The sequence below is a fragment of the Micromonospora humidisoli genome (genome assembly GCF_016900955.1).
Classification (GTDB): Bacteria; Actinomycetota; Actinomycetes; order Mycobacteriales; family Micromonosporaceae; genus Micromonospora; species Micromonospora wenchangensis.
The window spans coordinates 857,232-882,649 of record NZ_JAFEUO010000003.1 but is presented as its reverse complement, the minus strand read 5'-3'; the positions used below and the strand labels follow the sequence as shown (position 1 = coordinate 882,649).

General features: G+C 67.9%; 13 protein-coding genes. 5 read left to right on the top strand and 8 right to left on the bottom strand.

Features of this window, described 5'->3' with window-relative positions:
• Window positions 1-151: 151 nt before the first annotated feature.
• From JQN84_RS14845 to JQN84_RS14835, 3 genes are read right to left on the bottom strand one after another with little or no spacing between them, the layout of a single operon-like run.
• On the bottom strand, window positions 152-1,189 hold the full coding sequence (locus JQN84_RS14845; protein WP_204958902.1) for a PD-(D/E)XK motif protein: 1,038 nt from the start codon (window positions 1,187-1,189) through the stop codon (window positions 152-154).
• Window positions 1,186-3,957: a Z1 domain-containing protein gene (locus JQN84_RS32285; protein ID WP_204958901.1), complete on the bottom strand. Its 2,772-nt coding sequence runs from the start codon at window positions 3,955-3,957 to the stop codon at window positions 1,186-1,188. The genes JQN84_RS14845 and JQN84_RS32285 overlap by 4 nt, the downstream gene beginning before the upstream one ends.
• Complete coding sequence (locus JQN84_RS14835; RefSeq protein ID WP_204958900.1) at window positions 3,941-5,374, bottom strand: ATP-binding protein; 1,434 nt, start codon at window positions 5,372-5,374, stop codon at window positions 3,941-3,943. Before JQN84_RS14835 ends, JQN84_RS32285 begins: the two co-directional genes overlap by 17 nt.
• Before the next feature lie 951 nt (window positions 5,375-6,325).
• On the opposite strand from JQN84_RS14835, the gene JQN84_RS14830 reads away from it, so the two are divergent.
• Window positions 6,326-8,101, top strand: a complete 1,776-nt coding sequence (locus JQN84_RS14830) for a hypothetical protein (RefSeq protein ID WP_204958899.1) — start codon at window positions 6,326-6,328, stop codon at window positions 8,099-8,101.
• Between the two features lie 237 nt (window positions 8,102-8,338).
• On the opposite strand, the gene JQN84_RS14825 is transcribed toward JQN84_RS14830, so the two are convergent.
• Window positions 8,339-9,211 (bottom strand): restriction endonuclease, encoded by an 873-nt coding sequence (locus JQN84_RS14825; protein WP_204958898.1) that lies wholly within the window; start codon window positions 9,209-9,211, stop codon window positions 8,339-8,341.
• A 344-nt stretch (window positions 9,212-9,555) separates the two neighbouring features.
• On the opposite strand from JQN84_RS14825, the gene JQN84_RS14820 reads away from it, so the two are divergent.
• The 4 genes from JQN84_RS14820 to JQN84_RS14805 all read left to right on the top strand — a co-directional run bounded on the left by JQN84_RS14820 (window position 9,556) and on the right by JQN84_RS14805 (window position 13,648).
• Window positions 9,556-10,413 carry a DEAD/DEAH box helicase gene (locus tag JQN84_RS14820; protein WP_307821223.1) on the top strand — a complete coding sequence of 286 codons (858 nt, stop codon included), beginning with the start codon at window positions 9,556-9,558 and terminating at the stop codon, window positions 10,411-10,413.
• A 96-nt stretch (window positions 10,414-10,509) separates the two neighbouring features.
• The gene (locus JQN84_RS14815; RefSeq protein WP_204958897.1) at window positions 10,510-11,076 is read left to right on the top strand and encodes a hypothetical protein; all 567 of its coding nucleotides are present in this window, start codon (window positions 10,510-10,512) and stop codon (window positions 11,074-11,076) included.
• A 2-nt stretch (window positions 11,077-11,078) separates the two neighbouring features.
• On the top strand, window positions 11,079-11,726 hold the full coding sequence (locus tag JQN84_RS14810; RefSeq protein WP_204958896.1) for a nucleotidyl transferase AbiEii/AbiGii toxin family protein: 648 nt from the start codon (window positions 11,079-11,081) through the stop codon (window positions 11,724-11,726).
• A 659-nt stretch (window positions 11,727-12,385) separates the two neighbouring features.
• Entirely contained in the window at window positions 12,386-13,648 is a 1,263-nt protein-coding gene (locus JQN84_RS14805) for an ATP-binding protein (protein ID WP_204958895.1), read from the top strand.
• 524 nt (window positions 13,649-14,172) lie between these two features.
• Here JQN84_RS14805 and JQN84_RS14800 read toward each other — a convergent pair.
• The 4 genes from JQN84_RS14800 to JQN84_RS14785 are packed head-to-tail and all read right to left on the bottom strand — an operon-like array spanning window position 14,173 to window position 25,411.
• The gene (locus tag JQN84_RS14800; protein WP_204958894.1) at window positions 14,173-15,024 is read right to left on the bottom strand and encodes an alpha/beta fold hydrolase; all 852 of its coding nucleotides are present in this window, start codon (window positions 15,022-15,024) and stop codon (window positions 14,173-14,175) included.
• A 12-nt stretch (window positions 15,025-15,036) separates the two neighbouring features.
• The gene (locus JQN84_RS14795) at window positions 15,037-16,617 is read right to left on the bottom strand and encodes a fatty acid--CoA ligase (RefSeq protein ID WP_239485299.1); all 1,581 of its coding nucleotides are present in this window, start codon (window positions 16,615-16,617) and stop codon (window positions 15,037-15,039) included.
• A gap of 14 nt (window positions 16,618-16,631) precedes the next feature.
• Window positions 16,632-18,896 carry a polyketide synthase gene (locus JQN84_RS14790; RefSeq protein WP_204958893.1) on the bottom strand — a complete coding sequence of 755 codons (2,265 nt, stop codon included), beginning with the start codon at window positions 18,894-18,896 and terminating at the stop codon, window positions 16,632-16,634.
• Window positions 18,897-18,937: 41 nt separating this feature from the next.
• Window positions 18,938-25,411 (bottom strand): type I polyketide synthase, encoded by a 6,474-nt coding sequence (locus tag JQN84_RS14785; RefSeq protein ID WP_239485298.1) that lies wholly within the window; start codon window positions 25,409-25,411, stop codon window positions 18,938-18,940.
• Window positions 25,412-25,418: the final 7 nt, after the last annotated feature.

Sequence of the window (25,418 nt, the reverse complement as noted above, 5' to 3'; positions counted from 1 at the left end):
CGCGAACTGGCAGGAATATGTCAAATGGTTCCTCGCATGCCATATCTGGCTGCGGATGGCGGTGTCGGACGTGTTCGGGTTCCTGCCCGGGACGGAGCGGTAATGGCACCGCGACCTGCCGACCGAAGCACCTACATCGACGGCCGGCAGGTCACTGAGCGAGAGCGAGGGCTGACAGATGGGAGGCCGACCCTGGATCATCCGCCACAAGCCAGCTTTCACAAGCGGTGGTGTCGAGCGTGAACCCAACGTCGGTGATTCCGGCGGGTAGGCCTTCGGGGAAAGACGCGGAGGTCAGTCGTGGAAACCCCTCGCTGACCTCGTAGAGAGCCTGGTGGAGCAGCCGCCACGGTCTGTCATAGCTACCGAGATCGGCCGGTGTCCACCCGGCTGAGGCAAGGCGCTGGTCGAGCTCATCGGCGAGGAGGTCGTCGTGCTCGGCCATCGCCCGGGCCTGCCGGATCAGGTCGTCGAGGGTGATCTCGCCCATGGGATCACCTGCCAATCGGAGCGACATCAGGTACAGGACGCCGGACACGGGCGGAGCCAGCTGATCGAGCGACCTGATCCGGTGGATGGTGGGTCCGGTCAGAGATCCGCTCGTCTTCACCTCGACCGACAGGCGGGAGCCGACGAAGTCGTGCCTACCGCCGAGCGGCCCTTGCCACGATCGGACCGCAGCTCGGGTGAGCGACGGCAACCACCGGGTAAGCAACCAGAGTTCACCGATCAGTCCGACCTGGAAATCGACGCTGAGGCCGTCAGTGGAAACGGACCAGAACTTGTGCCAGCGCTCCGCTGCTTCTGTAATCGGATCCGGGTTGGCTGACGCGCCGGCAACGAGCGTGCTGACGACCTCCTCCACAAAGGATGTGAACAGCCTCTGCAGGGCGGGCTCGGGGCAACTGAGGTCTATCCAGGTGTTCTCGTCAGCTCGGTGGACCTTCAGCCGGCGGACCTCAGCACGAAGACCGCGACTGGGTCTGGGTGCACGGAAGGCGTCGGCTGCAGGGAGCGCGATCAGCAGATGCCGGCGCCCTGCTGCATCGACCGCGGCCAGCAACGGTCCGCCCGGCCAGTCAGCGACGCGCTGCGCCTCCAAGAGCAGCCCGGCCGGAGTCGGCAGTGAGCGCCACAGGATTTCCAGACCATCCGGGTCCCTTGGGCGTTGCTCGGCATTGCCGGTCATCCGGTGACCGGACCGGGTGACCCGACGACGTACCGGATGGTGGCCGGGCTCTCCGAGGCCGGAAAGCTGATCGCCATTCCTATGACTGTCTCGCCATGCTCGTCGGGGTTGTCGAACAGGGGCCGCTTGGGCGGCCCCTTGCGCTCGACGGACGACGTCGATTCCTTTGGCTTGCTGTAGGCGCTGATCGGGTAGAGCAGGAGCAGTCCCTCCGTGGACGGCCGCCGGTGGCGCAGGGCGACGGGATAGCTCACATCGCTGCCCTCTGCGGCTGCCGCCGCCCATTTACGGTCCTCGTCGCCGAGGCCGATGTCCTCGTCACCGGCGCCAGGGTTGCCGCGGCTGACCGGGTTAACGAGCGTGCCGATGCTGGTCTCCGAGAGTCCATCGCGGGCGCGGCTGATGCAGGCCACCGGTCCGTAGCCCTGGATGTGCAGGTCCTCGCTGCCCAGGTCGGTGTCAATGTTCTGCCGGCCACGGACCGCCACCCTCCACCGGAAAAGTTCGCGGTGCTTGGCCTGTACCGCAATGTACTCGCGGAGGGCCAAGCTTGAGCGCTGGGAGCCGGGAGCTGTCCGGTACCCCGCGTCGCCGAGGAACTCCTCGATCTCCCGCCAGTCCACGTCCTTCCACGCGGGCAGGTCGTCAGGGCCCACTGCGTTCGGCGGTCCGAGCCTGCTCAGCAACCGGCGTGTCGCATCGACGTTATGCCGCAACCAGTCCTGGTCGTCGAGTCGGAAGAGGATCGTCTGAAACAACGTTCCCGAGAAGTCGTAACTAATCTCCCGCGCGCTGCCCATCCTGTTAGGCGCGGTGATGCGCATCGTCTCGTGCGCCCGGATCCGGGGACCGAAGTCGCGAGGGGTCTTTCCGAGAATCTCGTACAGCCGGATCTCGCGTCTGAGGTCTTCCTCTGCGGTGGCCAGGTCTCGGAAGCGCTGGTTGAGATCGGCCGTGGTCCACAGTCGGGTCAGGTCGACGTAGTCCTCGCGGTAGCCGAACCACCTGCCCATCTGCAGCAGAGTGTCGAAGTAATTGGCATTGCGGACGTAGTACGAAACGAGGAGGCCTTCGATAGTCAGGCCACGCGACAGTTTGTTGCCGCCGACGACCACCGCACGCAGATCCGGGTTGCGTTCGTAATCCAGTTCGTCCGTCGATCTGTTGTGCAGGACTAGGACGGGAAACTCCCCACGGAAAAGACGGGCAATTGCCGGCTCAATCTCGGAGAACTTGAGGTACCGGTCCGGCGCGATGGCACCGGTGACGGGGACGAACTGCTCCTCCCAACGGCGCTGAAACTCGGGTGCGGCGTGCTCGTTGTCGTAGCGCCAACGCTGCCGCAGCACGGACAGCCGTTCGCGGACCAGTGCCGCGATGGCGTCCTGCTGGTAGGTGTACTGGGAGCCGTGGATAAGCATCGCGGAGGCCGGTGAGCCGCCGGCACGAGTGTCGCGAGCCGCCATGGCGAGGATGAAGTCTGCGAGCGCGTCGTCGAAACTCTGCGGTAGGGCGTTCACCGGAGGTGCTCCCCGGGCCGGCGTGAGCAGGCGGGCCTCATGGTCACGTACCTTACGGATGACGTCGATCCCCTCGACGTTCTCGCCGCCCTCGCCGGCCAGCGCCTCACGTCCGAAGAGGCGTTCTGGGCCGTAGTAGCCGTGGGGCGGGGGGAGAGAGACGATGAAGTCCCGCGGATACAGATCCTCGGCGACCTCTCGGTCCATCGCCTCGTGATTGATCAGAACGTTGGCAAACGGGGTGGCCGTGTATCCGATATAGCTGACCCGCCTGAGGCGGTGCAGCAGCTGCCGGACAAGTCCGTTGATGACCGAGGGGTTGATCTCTTCGGCCTGGGTATGGGCCGACACCAGGTCCAGACCGTCTGCGGCGGCATCGACGTCTTCAGCGACCAGGTCGACAACCTCCTCGAGGAGTTGCCGGTTCCCGCCGGTGTTGATGCTGGCCTGGTCGGCCTCGTCGTCGATGACGAGCACCGGTGTGCTGACCGGTTGCCGCTCCTCAAGCCAGCCGACCAGGCGACGCAGCACGCTCGCGTTCTTCTTGATCACGAAGATCAGCGGGACGTTGCCCTGTAGGAGACTGGCATCGGCCGTGCCCGGGTGGAAGTCCTGCCAGACTTCCGCACCGGTCATGCGGATAATCTGGCGCCCGTGTTCGGGGGCGCCGACTCCCCGACGGCCGGTCTCGTCGGGGGCAAGGCCCAGTTCGTCCTCCAGCCTCAACTGCGTCTGCCGACGTAGCGAGTTGTGGATTCCGGAGAGCACGATGACGATGCGGTAGCCCGCGTCGTACGCCTTGGCGATCAGCGCGGTGAAGTTGGCGGTCTTTCCGCTCTGTACGTAGCCGACGACCAGGCCCCGGATCTGGAAGCTGCCGGACCCGCCGGGCCGGGGGTCTTCGAGCATCGACAGGATCTTGTCGGTGGCCGTGTCGATCGCGTCGATGGCGCTCTCAGTTCGTCCCTTCTCGACCAGCAGCCATTCGCGAATTCTCGGCCAGTAGTAGCCGGCAGCCGGGTCGTAGCTGTCGAACCATGCGCGCGGCCTGTCCTTGGACAGCACCGCGACCGGTTCAAGCGTCACCCGATCGGCATTCCAACGACGGCTGACCTCGTCCCGCAGCTCCTCCGGCACAAAGCCGGCCAATGCCTGCTCCAGTGTCAGACCGGTACTCATGACGGCGCGGATGGCCCGCAGGTAGGTTTCCGGCGAGTGTTGCCCCGTCCGTTCAGAGGCCGAGTTCACGAGCCACCTCCGGGTCATCTCGTCGTAGCTGGTCGAGAATCAGTTCCAGTGCGTCCGAGTGTCCGGCGCGCTCAGCCGCCCGTTGCAAGGCGGCGACGGCGGTCGGTCGCGCCAACGTCACCAGCGGCCCTTGGCCGCCGGATCCGCCCGAAGGCGGGCTCACGGCTCCACTGCCGTTGCCGCCGCCACCTGCCGGGAGCGTCGCGGACCGGGCTTCCTCAGCTCCGGCGCCCCGCCGCTCTCCGTCGACCGAGGCCGGAACGGCACCACTCCTAAAGGGCGGTGGCGGGGGTGGCGGCCCTGAGGGCGGCCGAGGGCGAGGGGACCTCTTGTCGCCCCCGCGGTAACGCTCCTGCGCTCTCTTAACCAGCTCGGCGACCGGTCGGTCCAGCTGTTCCCTGAGATCCTCTGGTAGCCGTACCCGCATCTTCGAGATGTTGATCTCGAAAGCCTCGTCCAGATCAGGCCAGAACTCCAGGGATGCGCGGGCCAGTTTGGTGTGTTCATCCTGTGTGCGCATCCGCGACCAGCCACCGGACTGGATCATACGGTCCGCCCGGTAGACGTAGAAGCCCTGCTGACGGTTCCAGTTCCGCGGACCGCTGGCCCGCCGCCAGGCAGCATCGCTAGTGAACTCACGCTGCGCTGGGACAACAAACGGACTGAACCTCACCAGTCCGCCGGCCACCGGAAACTCCTTTACCGGGAGCGATTCGGTCCTGGGTTCAGCCCGCACGAACGGATCCCACGCTTCGACCGGCGTGCCGTTGATGGTGATGTGGAGCCGCCTGCGCCACCGCGCCTGTCCGGACAGGAAGCGTCCAAAAACCATCCCGAGGTGGAGTTCGAGCTGTTCGGCCAGCGCCATCAGGTGCCGCTGCGCCCACCCACCCCAGGGGTCGCGGAAATTCAGGATGCGGTCGAGGTTCTCCCACATCACTACCGTCCCCGTCGCCTCCCTGAGCGGCGCGATCAGCGGCTCAGGGCGCTCGGTCCCAGTGAGGTGCAGGATCTCCCAGCGGTCCGTCTCCGTCACGTGGCCAAGATCGAGCCGCCGCGCCTCGATCCTCCGGCGGTTCGGAGCAGTACGGCTGGCTACGCTGATAACCCGGCATTGGGACAAGCTGGCAGTCTTGAGGCCGAGTCCAAACTTGCCAAGGTCACCCTCGCCGTAGTCCCGCGCGGCTCCTAGCCGCATCGCCTCCGAGATGCTCGCACCGGTCATGCCGGCACCGTCGTCGGCAACCCGGATCCAAGAGTCCGGGCCGTCGAAATGGATCGTGATGCTGACCCTGCCGGCTCCGGCGGCGACGCTGTTGTCAATGAGGTCTGCGACCGCACTAGAGAACTCGTACCCGAGGTCCCGAAGCGAGTTGGTCAACCTCGCCGCGCTCGGGATTATCTCTTCGCGTCTCATCCTGGCACTCCCTACACGCCGGCTTGTCGGGCTTGCCCGCGAAGTCGCCCAACCGCTGCCCGCCGCTGGGGTTCGCGCGATCGCCGGAACGTCGACCACCCCGATCTTCGACAGCACCGTCAGTATATGGACGGGCTACGACACGCGGCTGAGTCAAGGATCTATGCCGCGACTCGCCGTGCGCGCGTAGCCAGAGGATCGGGAAACCCGAGGATGCAAATCAGCTGGTCAAGCTGTCCCTCACGGCCATTCCGAAGTCGTGAGCATGGTTGAGTCACGGTTTGGCACCCTCGGCGTGTCACGCAAAGACGGCAAAGGCAGTTCTGGACGCCATCGGGCTCAGTCGCAGCGGTTGGAAGCCCTCGTCTTGTCGCCCCTGCCGATGCGGCAAACATCAGCGCCTTGCTGTCAAGCTCAGTGGGTGTTCTGAATGGCCGCCTGTCAACTACGCAACACGTCCAAAATGGACAACAAGTCGCACACCATGACGCAGCGGGCGTCGACCTCGTTGCCAGCGGTGCAGAATCCAGGATCAGGGCTGCAGCCAGCGCCACTGCGAGGGCTGGACTCGGCCTGGCGAGCGATCACCCGCTGAACTGGCACCAGCGCCGCCAAGGGCGTGTCCACACAGGCATTGCGATTGCGGACGGCATCTTGCAGGCCGTAGCCTCCCGAAACCCGTCCCCGTCATCGGCAGGTGATTCGATGGTTCGCGCTGCAGCGGCAGCCCCTGACGAACGGACCGCTCGTGCTGCTACCGCGGCCCTACGGTCGATCGATCCGGCATCCTGGCGTGCCCTTGCACCTTGCGGATGGGCGACGGACCGCATTTCGGTGACGGCTGCCCAATGGCAGACAGTACTCGAGGACTCCGAGCTACTCGCCCACGTCCGACGCGCCGTTCGTGCGACCGTTGACGTCCGCACCGCCGTGGGCGGGGATACCCGCGCCGTGGGTCGCAGGCTTGCACCTGCCACCGCCAGACTTATCGACAGCATTGACGTGCTCCGCCGGCACGCCTCCGACGTCCTATGGTTCGAACCACCTGACGCGGAATCACACACGGCGATCGCACTCTCCGTCGACGCCGCCTGTAACGGGACGGTCTATCTGCTGGACAGCATGGCTGCTGGACACGGAGCCGGCGATCGTGACGGCGGACCGGCACTCGCTGACGCGGAGGCCAGTCTCGTGGCGGCGTTGGAGGCTGATCCCGGCGACGAGGACCGAGTCGCCAGGGTGTACGGGGTGCCGGCCCGCGAGATCGTTGCCACGAGGATCAGGGCCAGCACGGCGCTGAGGGCCGCGTTCCACGGCCACCACGACCAGCTCCGCCAGATCACGATGCGGCTGCTCGGGTTCGCTTGCCGGGACCGTCGGGTCATTGATGAACTGGACGGAGGGCTACATCCTCTCGCCCTCGCCACGGACGCCCGCCCCCTCGTGGCTCACCGTGCCGCCCGATACGCATGCGATCTGGTCCATCGTTGTGCGGCGGAAGATGTCGCGACCACCGCAGCCGCGATCGTGGAGGCGATCGACCGTGACAGGGTCGTCTATTCGACCCATCTGGGCATCATGGATACCCAGCGCGCCATCATGACCGCGCCGGACGCCGACACCTACACGCGGACTGTCGCCGAGCTATACCGTGCTGTAAGCGAAGGCCCATTGCGGGTGGCGGCGGTGGGCGTCCTGCGGCTCTTGGGTGAGTCGACGCCCGCCTCCGCAGGCCTGAACGAGATCCGAAGCCGGCTGCTCGCTCGTCAGGAGGAAACACCCCTGTGCCTAATGATCGCCGAGGTGATCGTGCCGTTGTGGCGCAACGCCCGAGCTCACGAGGACCTGTACTGGGACCCTGAGGCGGAGACCGCCGTTTTCGGGAACCAAGTCGTTGACCTTGAGGACGTGCACAGAACCGCCACACGGGCCTGGGCCACGGCCCGGGGCTACCAGGCCGGTGTGGCGCTGGGCCGTAGCTGTCTGCCGGAACTCGGCCGTGTGGTCGACCGGACCGAACCGCCCCGTTCGGCGATCGGCAGAGACATCGATTTGGCGAAGCTGTTCAATGCCGCTGGACTCGTCATGGCCGCGGTCGACCGCGGCCCAGCCAGAATCAACGTCACCCTAGACCTCCGCCCGGGAGCCAACGGGCTCGGGCCGATCGGACTCGCTCTGGTCGAAGCTGCCGCCTTGGAACCGGCCGTCGAGCGATGGGCTGTCGTCTTGGGCGACGATATTCCTACCTTCGCGATCTCGGGTGCAACGGCACGTCTGGCGGCAAACCTCTACGGTCCGGGACCCAATGGCGAACCGATATTCCTGTACCCGACGACGTTCGCCCCGCTGCTCGCAGACGCGCTCGTCCAGTACGGAGCGCCTCCACAGGACGCGGCCAGCCAAGCCTGGGATCTTGTACTTCGCGACACCATCACGGCTACGGGACGGTTCATCCGCCAACGCCGAACACACCGGCCCAGCCACCTCCGGGATCTACGACGCGCAGCACGGCGCACCAACGACGCCGTACACACTGTCGCCCACCAACTGGAACTGCCTGCCCCGGGGGATCTTCTCCTGACCAAGTTGTGCGCAATTCTCAGGAAGCTCGAGCAATCCCCACTCAACGATGTACTCGGTGCTGCGCTCAGGCATGAGCACACCCGCCTTCAGACCGCTCTAGGACTGCCTCCAGCCGCCCACCCATGGACTCGGTTGACGGACTGAAGGCCCCCGGTAAAGAGACTGGGGGAGCGCTAAGTTAACGGCCGTGTCGCTACCTCGACGGTTGGGTGCTCAAGGGCCATGCCGAACGGGGGTTTGCTTGCATATCTAGTGCGGAGTGCAGAACCTTGAGCAGCCCGGTCAAAACCGACAGTTGTGTCTTGTTGACAAGAATGCAACGCGCGTGATGCCGCTGTCCATCCCGCCGCTGGGAGCATCGGACGAAGGCGGACGGCCGTTTCATAGGTCGGCGAAGAACTCTGTCTCGACAGTCACGTCCTCGACGGTGCGTGTCTCAGTACGGACGCCGAGGTCATATTCCTTCAGTAGGTCGCACAACCGCCGGCCGTCTATTAGGTCTACCGGTGGGGCTCCGTCGCGGGTTGCTTCTGCCTTCGCCTCAGCTGTAAACGTGCCCGTGGTGATCAGCAGCCCCTTATCGCCGCGACCAGCCATCGCGCCGCGGAAGTCTCGGACCGCGCTGGCTCCGACGCTGCCCCGATAGCGCTTGCACTGGAAGAAGACCGGGAACGACACCAGGGACATGCGGTAGATGCCGAGACCGTCAATGCCGCCGTCCCCAGTCCGGCCAGTCACTGTGGCGCTAATGAAGCCAGCTTCGCGTAGCAGCCGCTGCGACAGTCGCTCGAACGCGTCGGGCGCAATTGACATCAGTACATCAAGCAGCAGATCCCGCCAATCCTGCTCTTCGTCGATTTGTTGGCCGTCGCCGCTGGCGACGTTCTTAGCCTGCTGCGCCAGTCGCCGGGCCCGCTGCTCTTCACGTAGCCGCGCGACGACCTCACCATGTAGGCGAGGGATGGCGTCCTTGTCCACGGCTCGACCCTGTTCCGTAAGGGTCCATACTCCGCGACGGCTGTTAATCAGGAGGCCCATGAACTTCAGATAGGTGCGAGCCCAGGCAAGCCGGTATTCAATCTCGGTCTGAGGGCCATCACCGTGCAGGATTTGCTGCTGCTCGTCGGTGAAGTGTTGTTGCTGTAGGACAGCCTCCACGATCTCGTCAATCGAACCCGAGCCTCCAAGGGTTCGGACAGCCTCGGCGGTGGGCCAGAGCAGTTGCGAGTAGTCCGGTATGGACGTTCGTGCCATGGCCCTAGTTTGCCAGTCGGCTCACCAGCCCTGGATCACCGACCACACACAGACGCCGCATGGTCGACTTGGTTGAGCGCCTCGGCGTCGCGGACAACCGCCGAGAGATCAACGTGATCGGCGTACCCGGCACCAGGCTGGTCAGACACACGATCGCCCTGCCTGGACCGAAAGCCGCCCCCGCCCTGCCATCCGGATCCCCCCGACCGCAGCCCTCAACCGACCGAGCACCGACACCATTCGGCAGCGGCCATCGACCTTGAGACGGCGCATCCGCATCGAACAGTTCCTCGGCATCAAGCACCGGTCAACTCGGCGGCGGCCGACGCAAGCTCACCGGCACGGTGGACATCGCGCTGCTGCCCTCCCTCGCCCGGCGCGACGACGTCGCCACCCTGACCCAGGGATACGGGCACGTCATCGTCGACGAATGCCACCACCTCGGCGCCGCCGCCTACGAGCACTCGGTCAAACGGATCGCCGCGCAGTTCTGGCTCGGCCTCACCGCCACACCCACCCGACGCGACGGCCTCGGCCAGCTCGTCACCTGGCAACTCGGACCCGTCCGCCACACCCTGACCGACGAGGAACCAGGCACCCTCGCAGCCGCGATGCACACCGACGCCGGACCCCGGCGAGCGCTGTTCATCCACGAGACCACATTCCAACCCGGCGACATCAACCTGGACACGCCCGGCGCGCTCGCCGAGGTCCACCGAAGACTCGCCCTCGACGAGCCCCGTAACACCCAGATCGCCGATGACGTCGCCGCAGCCCTGACCCGCGGCCGTAACTGTCTCGTGCTGACCCGACGCGTCGCCCAGGTCGAGGCACTCACCGCTCTGCTCGCCGCACGCGGACATCAGGCACTCGTGCTCCAAGGCGGGATGAGCACCCGCGAACGGCGGGCCGTCGTTGACCGGCTCGACGGCGCCAAGGCCGGCGACGGCCTGCTCGTCATCGGCACCACACCGTTCATCGGTGAAGGCTTCGACGCCCCCGCCCTCGACACCCTGTTCCTCGCCGGCCCGATCTCCTACGACGGCCTACTCGTCCAATACGCCGGCCGAGTCATCCGCGCCGCACCCGGCAAGGACCTCGCCGAAGCCCACGACTACCACGACCCGGCCACACCCATCCTCGCCGCCTCACTCCCACGCCGCATGCCCGGATACCGGGCCCTCGGCTTCACCAGAACGTGAGTGCATCCCGACGCGATCACCACGCCTGGGCCCGCCGGTTACAGGGTGCGAATGAAAGGCCAAGCTTGCTGGGCCTAGCGTAGTAGGCTGATGGCCATGGGCCGGTTCTCGGAGGATGAGCTGCAGGCGGTTGTCTCCAGGTACGAGGCGACGCGGTCGCAGGCGTTGACCGAGCGGGACGAGCAGCTGCGGGCGTTCCACGCGGCTGGCTGGCGGCCGGTGGATCTGCAGCGGGTCACCGGATACAGCCGAGAGACCATCCGTCAGGCGCTCCGACCAGAAGTCCGACGGGCGACCAACATCAGCCGACGCAGGACGGCACCCCAGCCGCCGGCGGACTACCGACCCTACGGTGACCGGAAGCCCTACGTGGTGGCTGAAACCCTGGCCGCGCTGCACGGCCCGATTGGCGGCATGGTGACGCTTCCGCGTCACCTCGACTGGTCCGGGCACGCCGAGTACGACCTTGACCGGCCCGCACGCCTGGCCAGCATGTACAAGGTGGTACTCACCGAAGCCAGCACCGTCGAGGACCTGAACACCTGGCTCGACGCCGACCTCCTCCGGCGGCTCTGGCCCAGCCTCTGGCTGCCGCCCCAGCTCCGGCAGCGCTGGGAGGAAGCCTTCCCCGAACTCGCCGCGGCCCGCAGCACCGCGGCGTAGCAGTGGACCCCTTCCACGAACGCCTCGCCCGCACCGGGCTCGCGGCGGCCGATCGATACGGCTTCGCGCTGGCCGGCGGATACGCGGTCCAGGCCGCCGGGCTTGTCGAGCGGCCCAGCGAGGACGTCGACCTGTTCACCGCCTGGGACCGCCGCAACGAGTTCACCTCCGCGGTCACCGCCGTCGTGCACGCCTACCGAGACGACGGCCTCACCGTCGAGACCGAGCGCCAGTACGACACCTTCGCCCGACTGGCCGTCACCGACGGTGTGCGGACCTCCAAGGTCGAACTCGGCGTGGACTGGCGGGCCAACGAACCGATCCTCATGGCGATCGGCCCGGTACTCCACCCCGACGATGCGGTCGCGAACAAGATGAGCGCCCTCTACGGGCGGGCGTTCGCCCGGGACTTCATCGACATCGATGCCACCCTCCGCTCCGGCCGCTACACCCGCAACGCCCTTTTCGCCCTCGCGCAGCGTGCCGACCGTGGCTTCGACCCGCGCATCTTCGCCGACGCCCTCGGACAGGCCACCCACCTCGACCCCGACGACTTCGCCCAGTACGGCGTCACCGGCCCAGCGCTGGACGATCTCCGAAGCCGATTCGCGGAGTGGCGCCGCGAACTGCTCGACGACGAGGAACGATGACTCGGCCCCGACTCACGGCTACGTCATGCCGGCACCCACAGGGCCCACAACGTTCCAGCTGATCTTCGGCAAGCGATCGCAGCGAGCCCGCGAAGCGACCGGCACGTACCGGGGACGATAGGAAATCCGCAGGTCATCGGCCTGTGGACACCGGCGGAGGCCAGTCTTAGGAAACCGATGCTCTATCCCCTGAGCTACGAGGGCGCGAGCGCCTAGTCTAGCGACCGGCGGGTTCACCTGGGGTGGCAGGGAGTGGCCCACTTCCACCCACGTCACCCGGACCCCCGTTCGCCCAGCCCAGGACCACAGCCCGAGCACACGAACCCCCGTTTGCGACCACGAGCGGCTGCGGTGACCCGCGTCGGCACCGAATGACCCGGGTTGGCATCCGCTGGCGAGCACACGTCGCGTACATCATCGAAGATCAACGACGTCCCGTCTGTACAACCACCTTCGACGTCGCCACCGGAGGGCACGCCTTCCCCGAACTCGCCGCGACACACAACAACGCGACGTAGCCGTGGACCCCTTCCACGAACCGGCTCGACCGCGTGGCCCGCAGATCGAACACCAGATGACCGCGTACCGAACGCACCTTACGCCGCAGATCGAAAGCCCAGATCCTCGCAGATCGAAAACGCGGCCGTTATGATGATGCCGTGCCCACACCGCATCTGATCCCCCGCCGCGCCGCCGCGCAGGTCAACGCTGCCCTGGCGGACACCCGCGTCGTCTTGATCAGTGGAGCACGCCAAGCAGGCAAGAGCACCCTGGTTCGCCTCGTTGCCGGCGATCGTCTGGCCGAGCGCCGCGATCTTGATCGGGCGCAGGACCGGGCGGCGGCGATCGCCGACCCGGTCGGGTTCGTGGACTCCTCCGACCTCCTGGTCATCGACGAGATTCAGCGCGCTCCGGAACTACTGCTTGCCATCAAGGCAGCAGTCGACGAGGACCCTCGTCCGGGCCGGTACCTGCTCACCGGCTCGTCACGGTTGTTCGGCATGGTTGCCGCCCCGGACGCGTTGCCCGGCCGGATGGAGACCGTGGAACTCTGGCCGTTCTCCCAGGGAGAACTCGACGCTGAGCCGGACGGATTCATCGACGCCGTCTTCACGCTCGGTCCGGACCTGCGACACGAGTCGGAGGTGACCCGCGCCGACTACGCGGCCAGGATAGTGCGCGGCGGCCTACCCGAGGCCACCACCCGTACCGACCCGCGCCGCCGCCAACGGTTCCTCGACGCGTACGTCCAGGCGCTCATCGACCGCGACGTCCGGCAACTGTCCGACATCCAGCACAAGGGCGAGCTACGCAAACTGGTACGCCTGCTTGCGGCCAGGTCCGCGACCATCATCGCCGCCAACTCCCTCGAATCAGCCCTCGGGCTCAGTCGACCGACGATCGCCCGCTACCTCCAGGCGCTGGAAGAGATCTTCCTGATCAAGCGGATCCCGGGCTGGTCCCGCAACCTGGGCACCCGGGCCACCGCCGCGTCGAAACTGATCTTCGTCGACTCGGGTATCGCCGCCAACGAGATCGCGACCGACGCCCGCGCGCTGCTCCGGCCGGGCGCACCGTTCGGGCCGCTGCTCGAATCATTCGTCCTGTCCGAACTGTCCCGCCAGCTCACCTGGTCCGAGCAGCCCGTCGACCTGTCCCACTACCGCGACCAGAGCAGGTACGAAGTCGACGCGGTGCTCGAGAACCGAGTTGGTCAGGTGGTCGGGATCGAAGTCAAGGCAGCCAGCACCGTCGGACCCGACGACTTCCGCGGGCTACGCCGGCTCGCCGAGCGCCTCGGCGACGACTTCGTCGCCGGCATCGTCCTCTATACCGGCACCGCCACGCTGCCGTTCGGCGACAGGCTCCGCGCCATGCCGGTCAGTACCCTGTGGCAGGCTCCCGCCCCGACAGCAGACTGACCTCGCTCCCAGGCTGCTCCTCAGCCGTTTCTGGCCACCGACGACCGAGGCGCTGGTCGGCTGATCTTCGGCAAGCGATCGCAGCGAGCCCGCGAAGCGACCGGCACGTACCGGGGACGATAGGAAATCCGCAGGTCATCGACCTGCGGACACCGGCGGAGGCCAGCCTTAGGAAACCGATGCTCTATCCCCTGAGCACGTGACCGCAGAGCCATGGAACTCTAGAACGCGGACAGACCAAACCCTCCGGCATACGGAGAAACCCCCATCCCCCATGAACTCGAGCAAATCCGTGCCTGGCCCCGATGGCGCAGACGCCGCGACACCAGGCCCGGACCCGTCACCACCGACGACAACGTCATCCCTGACCAATTGCCGTTGCAGTACCGGGTCGTCACGGCACTGCGTGAGCCGCTGACAAGGTAGTTGGCCGGAGCCGTACCCGATCGTCACGACGACCGCGCCCCGGTGGGTACAGACCCGCCGGGGCGCGCGCTAGCTGGGAGGACGACAGGCGGGTGCGGTCAGACGGTGGATTCCGACACGAAGTCCGCGATGGCCGTCAGCGTCTTGGGGTCGGTGAGGATCTTGCTGTGTCCGAAGCCCTGAGTGGTGATCATCCGAGACTGGCCGGGGAACGCCGCAGCGATCTTCTTGGCCTGCGACATCTCGATCCGACGGTCATCCTCGTCGTGGATCACCAGCACCGGACCGGTCACCCGGTCCGCCTGGTACGGGACGGAGAAACGGCGATAGATGTCCTGCTCCTGCGGGAACAGGCCCTCGAACCGGCGGCTCAGATCCTTCCTCAGGCGCTCGGACAAACCGAGTTCCTCGCTGAACCGGTGGACCAGGTAGTCGAAGTCGCACACGGCGTTCACCGTCACCACGCGGTCGACCTTGACCCCTTTGCGCATGGCGTGGAAGAGCGCCAACGACCCGAACGAGTGGGCGACGGCCGCCTGGAAGGGGCCGTGCCGCTCGTACAGTTTCTCGATGATGTCCGCGTACTCCAGCAGCGTGGTGCGATTTCCCTCGGAGTCGCCGTTGCCGGGTGCGTCGAAGGTGACCGCGCTGTATCCGCGGGCGAGCAGCTCCGCCACCAGCGGTGCGTACCGCGAGCCGCGGGACTCCCAACCGTGGACCACCAGGACGGGCTTGGTGCCGTCCCCCCACTGGTAGGTGACGACCCGCCGACCGTTGTACTCGATGCTCTCCACCTGGGCCTGGGCGTGGATCTCGGCCTCGTTGGGGCGCACCCGCGACGGGGTGCGGAGCTTGCAGAACAGTGCGAACGTCCACTTCCCGGCGAGACCCGGTGCGACCACCGAGGCGACCCGCAGCCCGGCCTTCACCGTGGAGAGGGCGATGCTCATAGGAATCTCAATTCAGTTGACGTTGCGGTCCACATGCGCCCAGAACTGGTCCCGGAGGATCCGACGCAGAATCTTGCCACTGGGGTTACGGGGGACTTTGTCGATGATATCGTACTGGGCAGGAATCTTGAAGTCGGAGATCAGCCCCTTCAACGACAACATCAACTCACGCGGCGTCGCCTGCTGACCTGGGCGTAGTACCACAAAGGCCCGGACCGCCTCACCCCAGCGCTCGTCGGGGACGCCGATCACCGCCGCCTCCGCGACCGCGGGATGCTTGCACAACGCATTCTCGACCTCGGCGGGGTAGACGTTCTCCCCGGCCACAATGATCGTGTCCTTGATCCGGTCGGAAATGTAGAGATAGCCGTCCTGGTCGAGGTATCCGGCGTCACCGGTGCGGAACCAGCCGTCCACGAAGACCTCGTCGGTCGCCTCCTTGAGGCCCCAGTACTCGATCATGATCGCCGGGGTGCGCAGCCAGACCTCTCCCACCTCGCCTTGCGGCACCTCGACACCGTCCGCGTCGACCACCCTCAGGTCGACGCCGGGCATCGGTCGGCCGGCGGCCCGCATACGTGGGCTGCCCGGAACATGCTCGGCCGCCGGCAGACACACCGCGCAGTTCCCGGTCTCGGTAAGACCGTAGAGCTGGACGAACTCACAGCCCATCGCATCCAGGCTCTGCCGCAGCAGGCTCTCGGAGATCGGCGAGCCCCCGTAGGCGACCTTGCGCAGGCTGGCGAAGTCGTCCGACCCCACCCGGGGCTCAGCCAGGATCATCTGCAACATCGCCGGAACCACCAGGGTCGTGGTGATTCCCGACTCGCGGATCAGGGTGGCCGCCTCCGTGCTCAGGAACCGACGCATGGCCACGCTGGTGACGCCCGCGTTGAGCGCCTGCAACGCCCACCAGAGGCCGGCGACGTGGAAACCCGGGATGCCGATCAGGCTCTTGTCGTCCGACCGCCAGTCCAGCCAGTCCAGGTCGTTCTCGACCAACAGGTCGTTGATCCGGAAGAAGCTGCGGTGCGGCAGCACGACGCCCTTCGGAAGGCCCGTGGTGCCGCTGGTGTAGAGCTGCACGATCGGGTCCTCGGGCTGGACCGAGGTGTCCAGGTCGTCGGCGGAGTGCTCCGCGGTCCAGGCCCGGAAACCCGCACCCAACTCGCCCTCGCCGTCCATGTCGACCACGAGCCGTAGCTGATTCTGCTCCCGCTGGAGGTCCAGCGCGGTGGCGCGGAACTCGCGTTCGGTGAAGAGAAGCTCCGTGCCCGAGTCGCGCAGGATGTGCTCGATCTCCGTCGGCGTCAGCCGCCAGTTGATCGGCACGAGCACGGCCCCGCTCTTCGCGCAGGCGAAGACGATCTCGTAGTAGTACTCCGACTCCTTGCCCAGGTAGCCGACCCGTGATCCGGGTGTCACGCCGGCCGCGAGAATCGCGCGGGCCGACCTGTTGCTTCCCCGGTGCAGTTGCGCGAAGGTGACCTCGCGACCCTCGCATTCGATGGCGACACGGTCCGGATGCCGCTCGGCGTGAAAGGTCGCGGTGTCGACGACTGTCTTGAGGTTCGGGTAGTGCATCTGTGGCATCCCATCAGCTCGCGTCAGGACCATTGATAGCCTTCGGGCCAGTACCGTCTGCCGGTCAGGACCGGGCCGGGAAGGCGGCACAGTGCCTGCCCAGCCCGCGCCGACAGCTCGGTGAAGACGATCTCGGCGCCGGCCGCGTACTGCTCCCCCACCAGGTGCAGCCAGCCGGCCGCGTCCAGCTCGGCCAGCGGCACCGGCACGGCCTCGGCGGTCGCCGCCGCACCCAGCACCCACACGTTCCCGGTGACCGTCACGTCCGCCGCGCCCGGTCGCGGCGGTACGGCTCCCAGCGCACCGGCCTGCCACCGCGCGGCGACCTCGGTCGTTGCGGTACGCCCGGCCACCACATCGGACAGTACGTGGCGGTACCGACCGCCGAACAGTCCGCCGGACACCCGCAGCCCCACCGCCGTCAGCAGCTCGCACCAGCCCATCGCCCAGGCGAGCCAGGTGCCCTCCGGCAGTGCCTGACCGTCGGTGAGCAACCCGTCCAGGGCGGGCAGGCCCATGGCCTCGGCGCACCCGCGTAGCCGGGCGGCGAGCGGCTCGAACCCCGGACCCAGGCTGGTGGTCAGCACCGCCCTCAGCCGCGAGTCGTCAAGCTCGGGCAACTCGACGTGGATATCCGCCCGGGGCGCCCGCTCTACCGGGCCGGCGGCCAGTGCGTCGAGGAGTTCGGACCGGCCGGTGACGACGGCCGCGGAGCGGACCGGGAGATGGTCGCGACCGTGCGCCAACGTACGGCAGACCGTGTGGTGGTCCCACTCCGCGCGCTGGTCCAGGTGCCGGTGCAACCGGTCGGCGGTCGCCGCCAGCGCCGCGTCGTTGTGCGCCGAGAGGACCAGCAGGGCGGGGACACCCGGTGCCGTGGGGGCCGCCTCCGGCCGCCGCCGGCCCGGGACGCCCTCCAGGATGACGTGCGCGTTGATCCCGGTGAAGCCGAACGAGCTCACCCCGGCCAGGCGGCGGCCGTCCGACGGCCACGCCGTTGGTTTGTCCGCGAACCGCAGACCGGTCCGGTCCCACGCGACGCCGGGGTCGAGGTTCTCCGTGCCGACCTGCGGCGGCACCTCGCCGTGGGCGAGGGCGAGCACCGTCTTCATCAGGCCCACCGCCCCGGAGGCGGTCTCCAGGTAGCCGAGGTTGGCCTTGCACGATCCCAGGTACAGCGGCGGGGCCGTCGGTGACCGACGCTCGTACGCCTCGGCCAGTGACTCGGCCTCGATTATCCCGCCCAGCCGGGACCCGTTGGCCTGGGCCTCGACATACTGCACGTCGAGCGGTTCGACGCCAGCACTGCGCAGCGCCAACTCGATGACCGTCTTCTGCCCGGCGCCCGCGGTCACCGCCATCGAGGGGCGGTCACCGTGGGAGTGGACCGCGCTGCCGCGCAGCAGCGCGTACGGCAGGTCACCGTCGGCGACCGCGTCGGAATGCCGTTTGACGACCAGGATGCCGCAGCCCTCGCCCCGGACGTGGCCGTCGGCCTCGGTGGTGAACGGGCGGCTGCGCCCGGCGCTCGACAGCATGCCCGGCTTGCCCAGCACCGCGGTGGTGAACGGGGAGAGCAGCAACTGGCAGGCACCGACCAGGGCGACGTCGCACTCGCGTCGCCGGAGTGCCTGCGCGGCCAGGTGCATCGCGGTCAGCGCCGAGGACGACGACGTCTCGATGGTCATCGCCGGGCCGTTGACGCCCAGCATGAAACCGATCCGCCCCGACGTCGCGCTCAGGGTGTTGCCGAGCGCCATGTGCGGGGACAGGTCGTCGGCCGGCACCCGGTTTCGCACCCAGGCTATCGGGTACTCCACCGTGCTCGCTCCGATGAAGATCCCGACCCGCTGGCGGCGCAGGTCGGCGCGGGTCAGGTTCGCGTCGGCGAGCGCCTGCACGGTGACCTCGAGCAGCAGGCGCTGTTGCGGATCCATCCGCTCCGCCTCCTGCTCGGTGATGCCGAAGTAGTCGGCATCGAACAGGTCGACGTCGTTCAGGTAAGCACCGGAACGGAGCACGTCGGCGATGGGTGCCAGGTCGGGCGCGTCGAGGTTCCAGCGCGCCCGACCGAGGCTGTCGGTGGGCGGGCCGGCCGACTCCGTCGGCACGACCCGTCCCTCCCGCAACGTGGTCCACAGACTCCGCGGATCATCGATCCCCCCGGGGAGGCGGCAGCCGAGCCCGACCACCGCGATGCCCTGGGTCTCGTCCTGCCGCTGCCGGGCGAGCATCACCATGAGTTGCTTCTTGGACAGCGACTCAAGATAGTCGATGTAGTTCGTCAAAGTCCGTTCTCCACGTCGCGCCTGCCCTGGTTCTGTCGCTGCTAGACGAACTCGCGCAGGGCGTCGAGTTCCGCGTCCGCCGCACTGTCGTCGAGGTCCTCGACGTCGGCCTGGTCCGGCTCCGACCCGGCCCCGGACTCGGACTCGACCGACGCCAGTTGCTGACCGATGAACTCCGCCAGCGTCCCGACGGCCGGGTAGTCGAACAGGATCGACGTCGGCAGCGGCACCCGGAACACCGATTCGAGCGCGTTCTTCAACTCCACCGCCGCCAGCGAGTCGAGCCCCAGTTCCACGAACCTGGCGTCGGCCTCGATGTCGTCGAGGGAGTCGAAGTGCAGCACCGCGGCGACCTTCGCCCGCAGCAACGAACGGATCGCGGCGTCCCGGTCGCTGCGGGGCAGGCTCATCAACTCGTCGAGGTCGATCGTCTGCGCCGGTCCCACCTCGGTCGTCAGAACCTGCTTGAACAGCGCGTTGGCCACCGGCTGACCGGCGACGAACTTCTCCCAGTCGAACTCGCAGATGATGCTCTGCGGCGCCGTACGGCCCATCGCCCTGACCAGTGCCCGGGTGGCCTCGGCGGGCTTGACGAACTTGACGCCACGCTCCTCGATGCTCTTGATCTGCCCGGACGTCAGGTTGGCGGCCATACCCACCTCCGCCCACGGTCCCCAGTTGACGCTCAACCCGGGCAGCCCCTGGGCGACCCGCCAGTGCATCAGTCCGTCCATGAAGGCGTTGCCGGCGGCGTAGTTGCTCTGACCGGCCGCACCGATGATCGACGCGATCGAGGAGTACGCCGCGAAGAACCTCACGGTGGGTACGGCCGCCGCCGCCCGGTGCAGCAGCCACGTCCCGTACACCTTCGGGCTGAGCACCCGTTCGAAGCTCTCCCAGCTCTGGTTGGCGATGGGCGCGTCGGCGAGCACACCGGCGGCGTGGATGACCCCGCCGAGCGGGGCGTCCGACTCCGCGATCGCGGCCATGATCCGGTCCACGTCGGCGGCGTCGGACACGTCGCCCTGGTGCACGCGGACCCGCACGTCCGCACCGATCGCCGTGGTCAGCGCGGCCAACTCCTCGTCAGCCACGAGCCGCCGGCTGACCATCGCCACGTGCCGGGCGCCCTCCTGGGCGAGCCGACGTGCGGTGACCACGCCGAGGGCGCCCAGGCCACCGGTGATGAGGTACGTCTCATCCGGGCTGATCGTCAGCGGCCGTTCGACCGGTCGGGTGTCGCCGAGGGTGAGCACCAGCTTGCCGGTGTTGGCGCCCCGGCTGAGTACCCCGAACGCCTCCTCGACCTCGTCGAGCGAGTACGCGACGGTCGGCAGCGCGCCGACCTGCCCCGACTCCACCAGATCCACCACCGTCTGCAGGATCTGCTTGTTGAGGCGGTTGAGCTCGTCCTGCGGGAACTCGCTGAGGTCGAAGTTGTGGTAGTCGACGTCCGGACGCTCGGCCCGTACCTGCTCGGTGGACCAGATGCCGATCTTGCCGAGCTCGACGAACCGGCCGTCCTGCCCGAGGCAGCGCAGCCCGGCCGGGACGTACTCCTTGTTCAGGCTGTTGAGCACGATGTCGACGCCGCGCCCCTCGGTGATCCGCAGGATCTCGTCGGAGAACTCGAGGTTGCGCGAGTTCATGATGTGCCGCACGCCCTGCGACCGCAGCAGCGGCCACTTGCGCGGGCTGGCGGTCGCGTAGACCTCGGCACCCGCCAGCTGGGCGAGCTGCACGGCCGCCTGGCCGACCCCGCCGGCGGCGGCGTGGATGAGGATCTTGTCGCCCGACTTGATCTTCGCGAGGTTGTGCAGGGCGTAGTAGGCGGTGACGTACGCGGCGGAGAGCCCGGCGGCCTCGGCGAAACCGATCCCGGCCGGCTTGCGGACCGCCACCTGCGAGGACACGGTCATCCGCCTGCGCATGCAGCCGAGCTGGCTGAGCACGACGTCCTCGCCGACCGCGAACTCCGCGTCCGGACCGGCCGCCACGACGGTGCCGGCGGCCTCGAAGCCCAGCGGCAGCGGCTTGTACTCGATCCCGTTGTCCAGCGCGTACTGCTTGAGCATGCCGAGCGCGTTGAGCACGTCCTTGAAGTTGAGACCGGCGGCCTCGATCCGGACCTCGATCTCGTCACCGGTGGGCGCGACGTCCTGGACGGGGACCGGCTTGATGTTCGCGAACTGGCCGTACTCCACGATTGACAGCTCGAAGTTGTCGTCGTCGCCGGCGTCGACGGCCTGCGGAAGCACCCGCTTCACGAACCGGCTGCCACCCCGGTAGGCCACCTGGAACTCGCCGCCGCCGGTGTCCCCGGTGAGCAGCTCGTCGACCAGCGGCTGGAAGTCCACCCCGGCGCTGACCGGAGGCAGATCGAGCAGGGTCGCCCGCAGCGTCGGGTACTCGTTGAGCAGGACGTGGCCGAAGCCCCACAGCGAGGCGGCCACCAGGCTCTCGTCCGTACGGTCGTCGGCGACGTCGCCGGGCAGCCACTGCGCGCCCTGCGTCACCAGCGTGACCCGCAGGTCCCGGCCCAGCCCGAGGCCGTCCAGCTGCCCGACCAGCGTGAGCAGGTCCCGATAGTTGCGTTCGGTCTCGGTACGCAGGCGCTCCGCACCGACCTGGTCGGGCGCGGCACGCCAGAACCAGTACACGTCGGTGACGGTGGGCTCGGCGGCGAGGGTCTCGCGCACCTGCCCGGTGTCGGTGGCGAACCGCAGCCGTACGCCCGCATCCGCCAACGACGGCGCCACGGACGCGAACTCCTCCTCGGTGCGGTGCAGGACGAGCACGTCACCGCGTCCTTCGGCACCCGCCTTCGCGGCGACCAGCGAACGCCGCAGCCAGCGGGGTTCGTGGAGCAGCGTGCGTCCACCGTCCGACGAGGTGTTCGCGACGCGCTTGAGCCGCACCTCGTGCACGACGAACACCGGACGGTCGCCTTCGAGCACCACGATGTCGGCGGTGAGTTCCGAACCGGCGACCCCGTCCTGGGCGTCGCCTGGCAGGTTCAGCTGGAGCAGGGTACGCAGGTCACCCTTGGGCTTCTTCAGCAGCTCGACGCTGCCGAACCCGACCGGAAGGTAGGTGTCACCCAGCTCGGCGACCCCGGCCAGGGTCTGCATGGCGCAGTCCAGCACCGAGGCGGGCAGGGTCCCGACCGCGGGCGTGTCGATGCCCCGCAGATCCCCGATCGCGAACCCGTCGGCGTACTGCGCCACCGTGCGGATGCGCCGGAACTCCGGCCCGTACGGCAGCCCCAGCTCGACGAAGTCGGCGTAGATGTCGTCGGCCCGGTGTACGGCGATTGGGGTGTCGCACGCCCGCTCGGTCGACCGCAGCCGGCTGACGACGTCGGCCAGCGTGACCGCGTTCTCCGGCGGGCCACCGAGCGTGGCGGTGACGTGGCGACGCTCGATGACGCCGTTGCGGGCGGCGATGCGGCTGACGATCTCGGCCTGCCACCGCCCGTCCCCGTCCGACCGCAGTCGAGTACGCACCTCGGTGGGGGACTCCTCGGGCAGGAACAGGGGCTCAAGGATGCGGACGTCCTGGACCAGACGTCCGGTCTCGCCGAACACCGCGTCCTGCAACGCGAGCAGAACCTCGACGTAGCCCGCGCCGGGGAAGACGACCTGACCCATGACGATGTGGTCGGCGAGGTGGGCCGGACTCGTCGGGTGCAGCTGGGTGGAGAACTCACGCTCTCCCGCCGCGCGCTGCGCGTCGGTCGAGACCTCCGTACCCAGCAGCGGGTGCCGGTCGGTCGCCGTGGCCAGCGTCCCGGCCGGGGCGAAGATGCCACCGCGGTTGGGCACGGGCAACCAGTAGCGCCGCTTGTCGAACACGTAGGTCGGCAGGGTGATCCGGCGACGGTGCCGGCCCTCGTGGTAACCGGACCAGGAGATCGCCAGGCCGGACGTGTAGCAGCGGGCCAGCGCGCCCCGGATGGTCGAGCCGTCCTGGTCCGTCGGGGTCAGGCTGGACAGCCACAGGTGCGGGGCCGGGTCGCCGCACCGCTTGCCCATGTTGGTCAGCGCGGCGGACGGGCCGACCTCGATGAACACGTGCCGGCCCCGGGTCTGGACGAAGCGCATGCCGGCGGCGAAGTTCACCGGCTCGCCGATGTGGCGTACCCAGTAGTCCGGGTTGCCGACGTCGGCCAGGCTCGCGACCTTACCGGTCAGGTTGGAGACGAAACTCAGCTCGGGCTCGCTGAACGTGATGTCCTTGATCGCCTCGCGGAACGCGTCGAACACCTCGACCATCAGCGGCGAGTGGAAGGCGTGCGACACCGGTAGCTGCTTCGCCATGATCCCCTGGGCCAGCAGTTCCTCGGTGATCTTCGCCAGTGACTCGGTGCCGCCGGAGACGACGCACTGCTGCGGTGCGTTGATCGCGCCGAAGCTGACGTCGGCGTACCCTGCCAGCAGCGGAGCCACCTGCTCCGCGGCGGCCCGGACCGCCACCATGCCGCCCGGCGTGGTGACCGACTGCATCAGCCGGGCCCGCGCGGCGACCAGGGTGACCGCGTCCGGCAGGCTGAACAGCCCGGCGATGGTGGCCGCGACGATCTCGCCGACACTGTGCCCGAGCAGCACGGTCGGCTTCACACCCCACGAGATCCACAGCTGGGCGATGGCGTACTCGAGCGCGAACAGGGCCGGCTGGGTGTAGACGGTCTGGTCGATCTCCTGCGGGTCGCCGGACGCCTCACCGAAGGCGAGTTCCTTGATCGACCGACCGAGCGCCGGCGTGAAGAGGCGGTCGCACTCGTCCAAGTGGGCTCGGAAGACCGGGTACTGGGCATAGAGCGCGCGCCCCATGCCCGCGTACTGGGAGCCCTGACCGGTGAACAGGAACGCGACGTTCCCGCCACGGAACTCGCCTTCCGCGCCGGAATCCGACTCGGGTCGGGCGAGGTAGTTGTCCAGCAGCGCCTCGATGTCGGCCCGCGACGACACCGTGCCGGCCAGCCGCGCGTTCCAGTGGGTCCGACCGACGTTGCTGGTGTAGCAGAGGTCGGCCACGTCGATGTCGGCCTGCTCGTCCAGGAAGCGACGGTACCGCTCGGCCTGCGCCCGCAGGGACGACTGGCCCCGCGCGGAGAGCGTGAAGAGCAGCTCCTCGTCGGGCGCGACGGCGGACGTCGGGGAGGCCGGCGGCGGGGGCGCCTGCTCAAGGACGACCGACGCGATGGTGCCCGCGAACCCGAACGAGTTGACCAGTGCCCGCCTCGGGGCGCCCTCCCAGGTGACCTGCTTCGTCGGCACGGTCACCCGGTAGCGGTCCCAGGGGATGTGGCGCGACGGGGTCTCCAGGTTGATGTGCGGGTAGATGACCCCCTCCTGAAGCTGGAGGACGGTCTTCACCACGCCACCGACGCCCGCGGCGGCCTCCATGTGCCCGATGTTGGTCTTGACCGAGCCCACCACCACCGGCCGGTCCGCGTGCGACTCGGAGAGCACGGCGTCGATGGCACCCATCTCGATCGGGTCGCCGAGCGACGTCCCCGTGCCGTGCGCCTCGACGTACTGCACGTCACCGGGGTCGAGCATCGCGCTGGCCAGCGCCTCGCGCATGAGGATGGCCTGGGCGGTGCCGTTGGGTACGGTGAGGCCGCCGCTCTCGCCGTCCTGCCGGACCGACGAACCGCGTACCAGCGCGAGCACGGTGTCACCGTCGCGCCTGGCGTCGGAGAGTCGCTTGAGGACCATCACCGCGCAGCCCTCGCTGCGGCTGTAGCCGTCCGCGCTGTCGTCGAACGTCTTGCAGCGGCCGTCGGCGGCGAGCATGTTGGCCTGGGAGAACACGACGTGGTTACGCGGGTGGTGGACGGCGTTCACCCCGCCGAACAGGGCGATGTCACACTCGCCCCGCCGTAGTCCCTGGGCGGCCAGGTGCAGGGCCACCAGCGAGGAGGAGCACGCGGTGTCGATGCTCATGCACGGGCCGCGCCAGCCGAGGAAGTACGACAACCGTCCCGACATCGCGCTGTGTGCCGTACCGGCGGCGATGTGGGAGGTCAACTCGGTCGGGTCCAGCCGGTCCACCTCGATGGTGTAGTCCATCGAGCTGATGCCCATGTAGACGCCGCCGTTGCTGTCACGCAGGGTCGCCGGATCGATGTTCGCCGCTTCCAGCGCCTTCCACGCGCATTCGAGCACCAACCGGTGCTGCGGGTCGACGTAGGCCGCTTCCTTTGGCGAGATGTTGAAGAACTTGGGGTCGAACTGGTCAATTCCGCTGATGAATCCGCCCCCGGCGGTAAGGACCTTGCCCTTCTCCGCCGCATCGTCGCTGTACAGGCCCTGAACGTCCCAGCGATCGTCGGGAATCGGACCCGTGCCCGATCGCCCGGCCCGCAGGAACTCGGCGAACTCCTCCGGGGTCTCGTTGTTGCCGGGAAGCCGCAGACCCATGCCCACGATGGCGATCGGCTCGTACTTCTCCATCAAGAGCTTTCGGACCAGGTCGTCATTCCGGATCTGCGAAGCCGTCTCCGTCATGGTCATC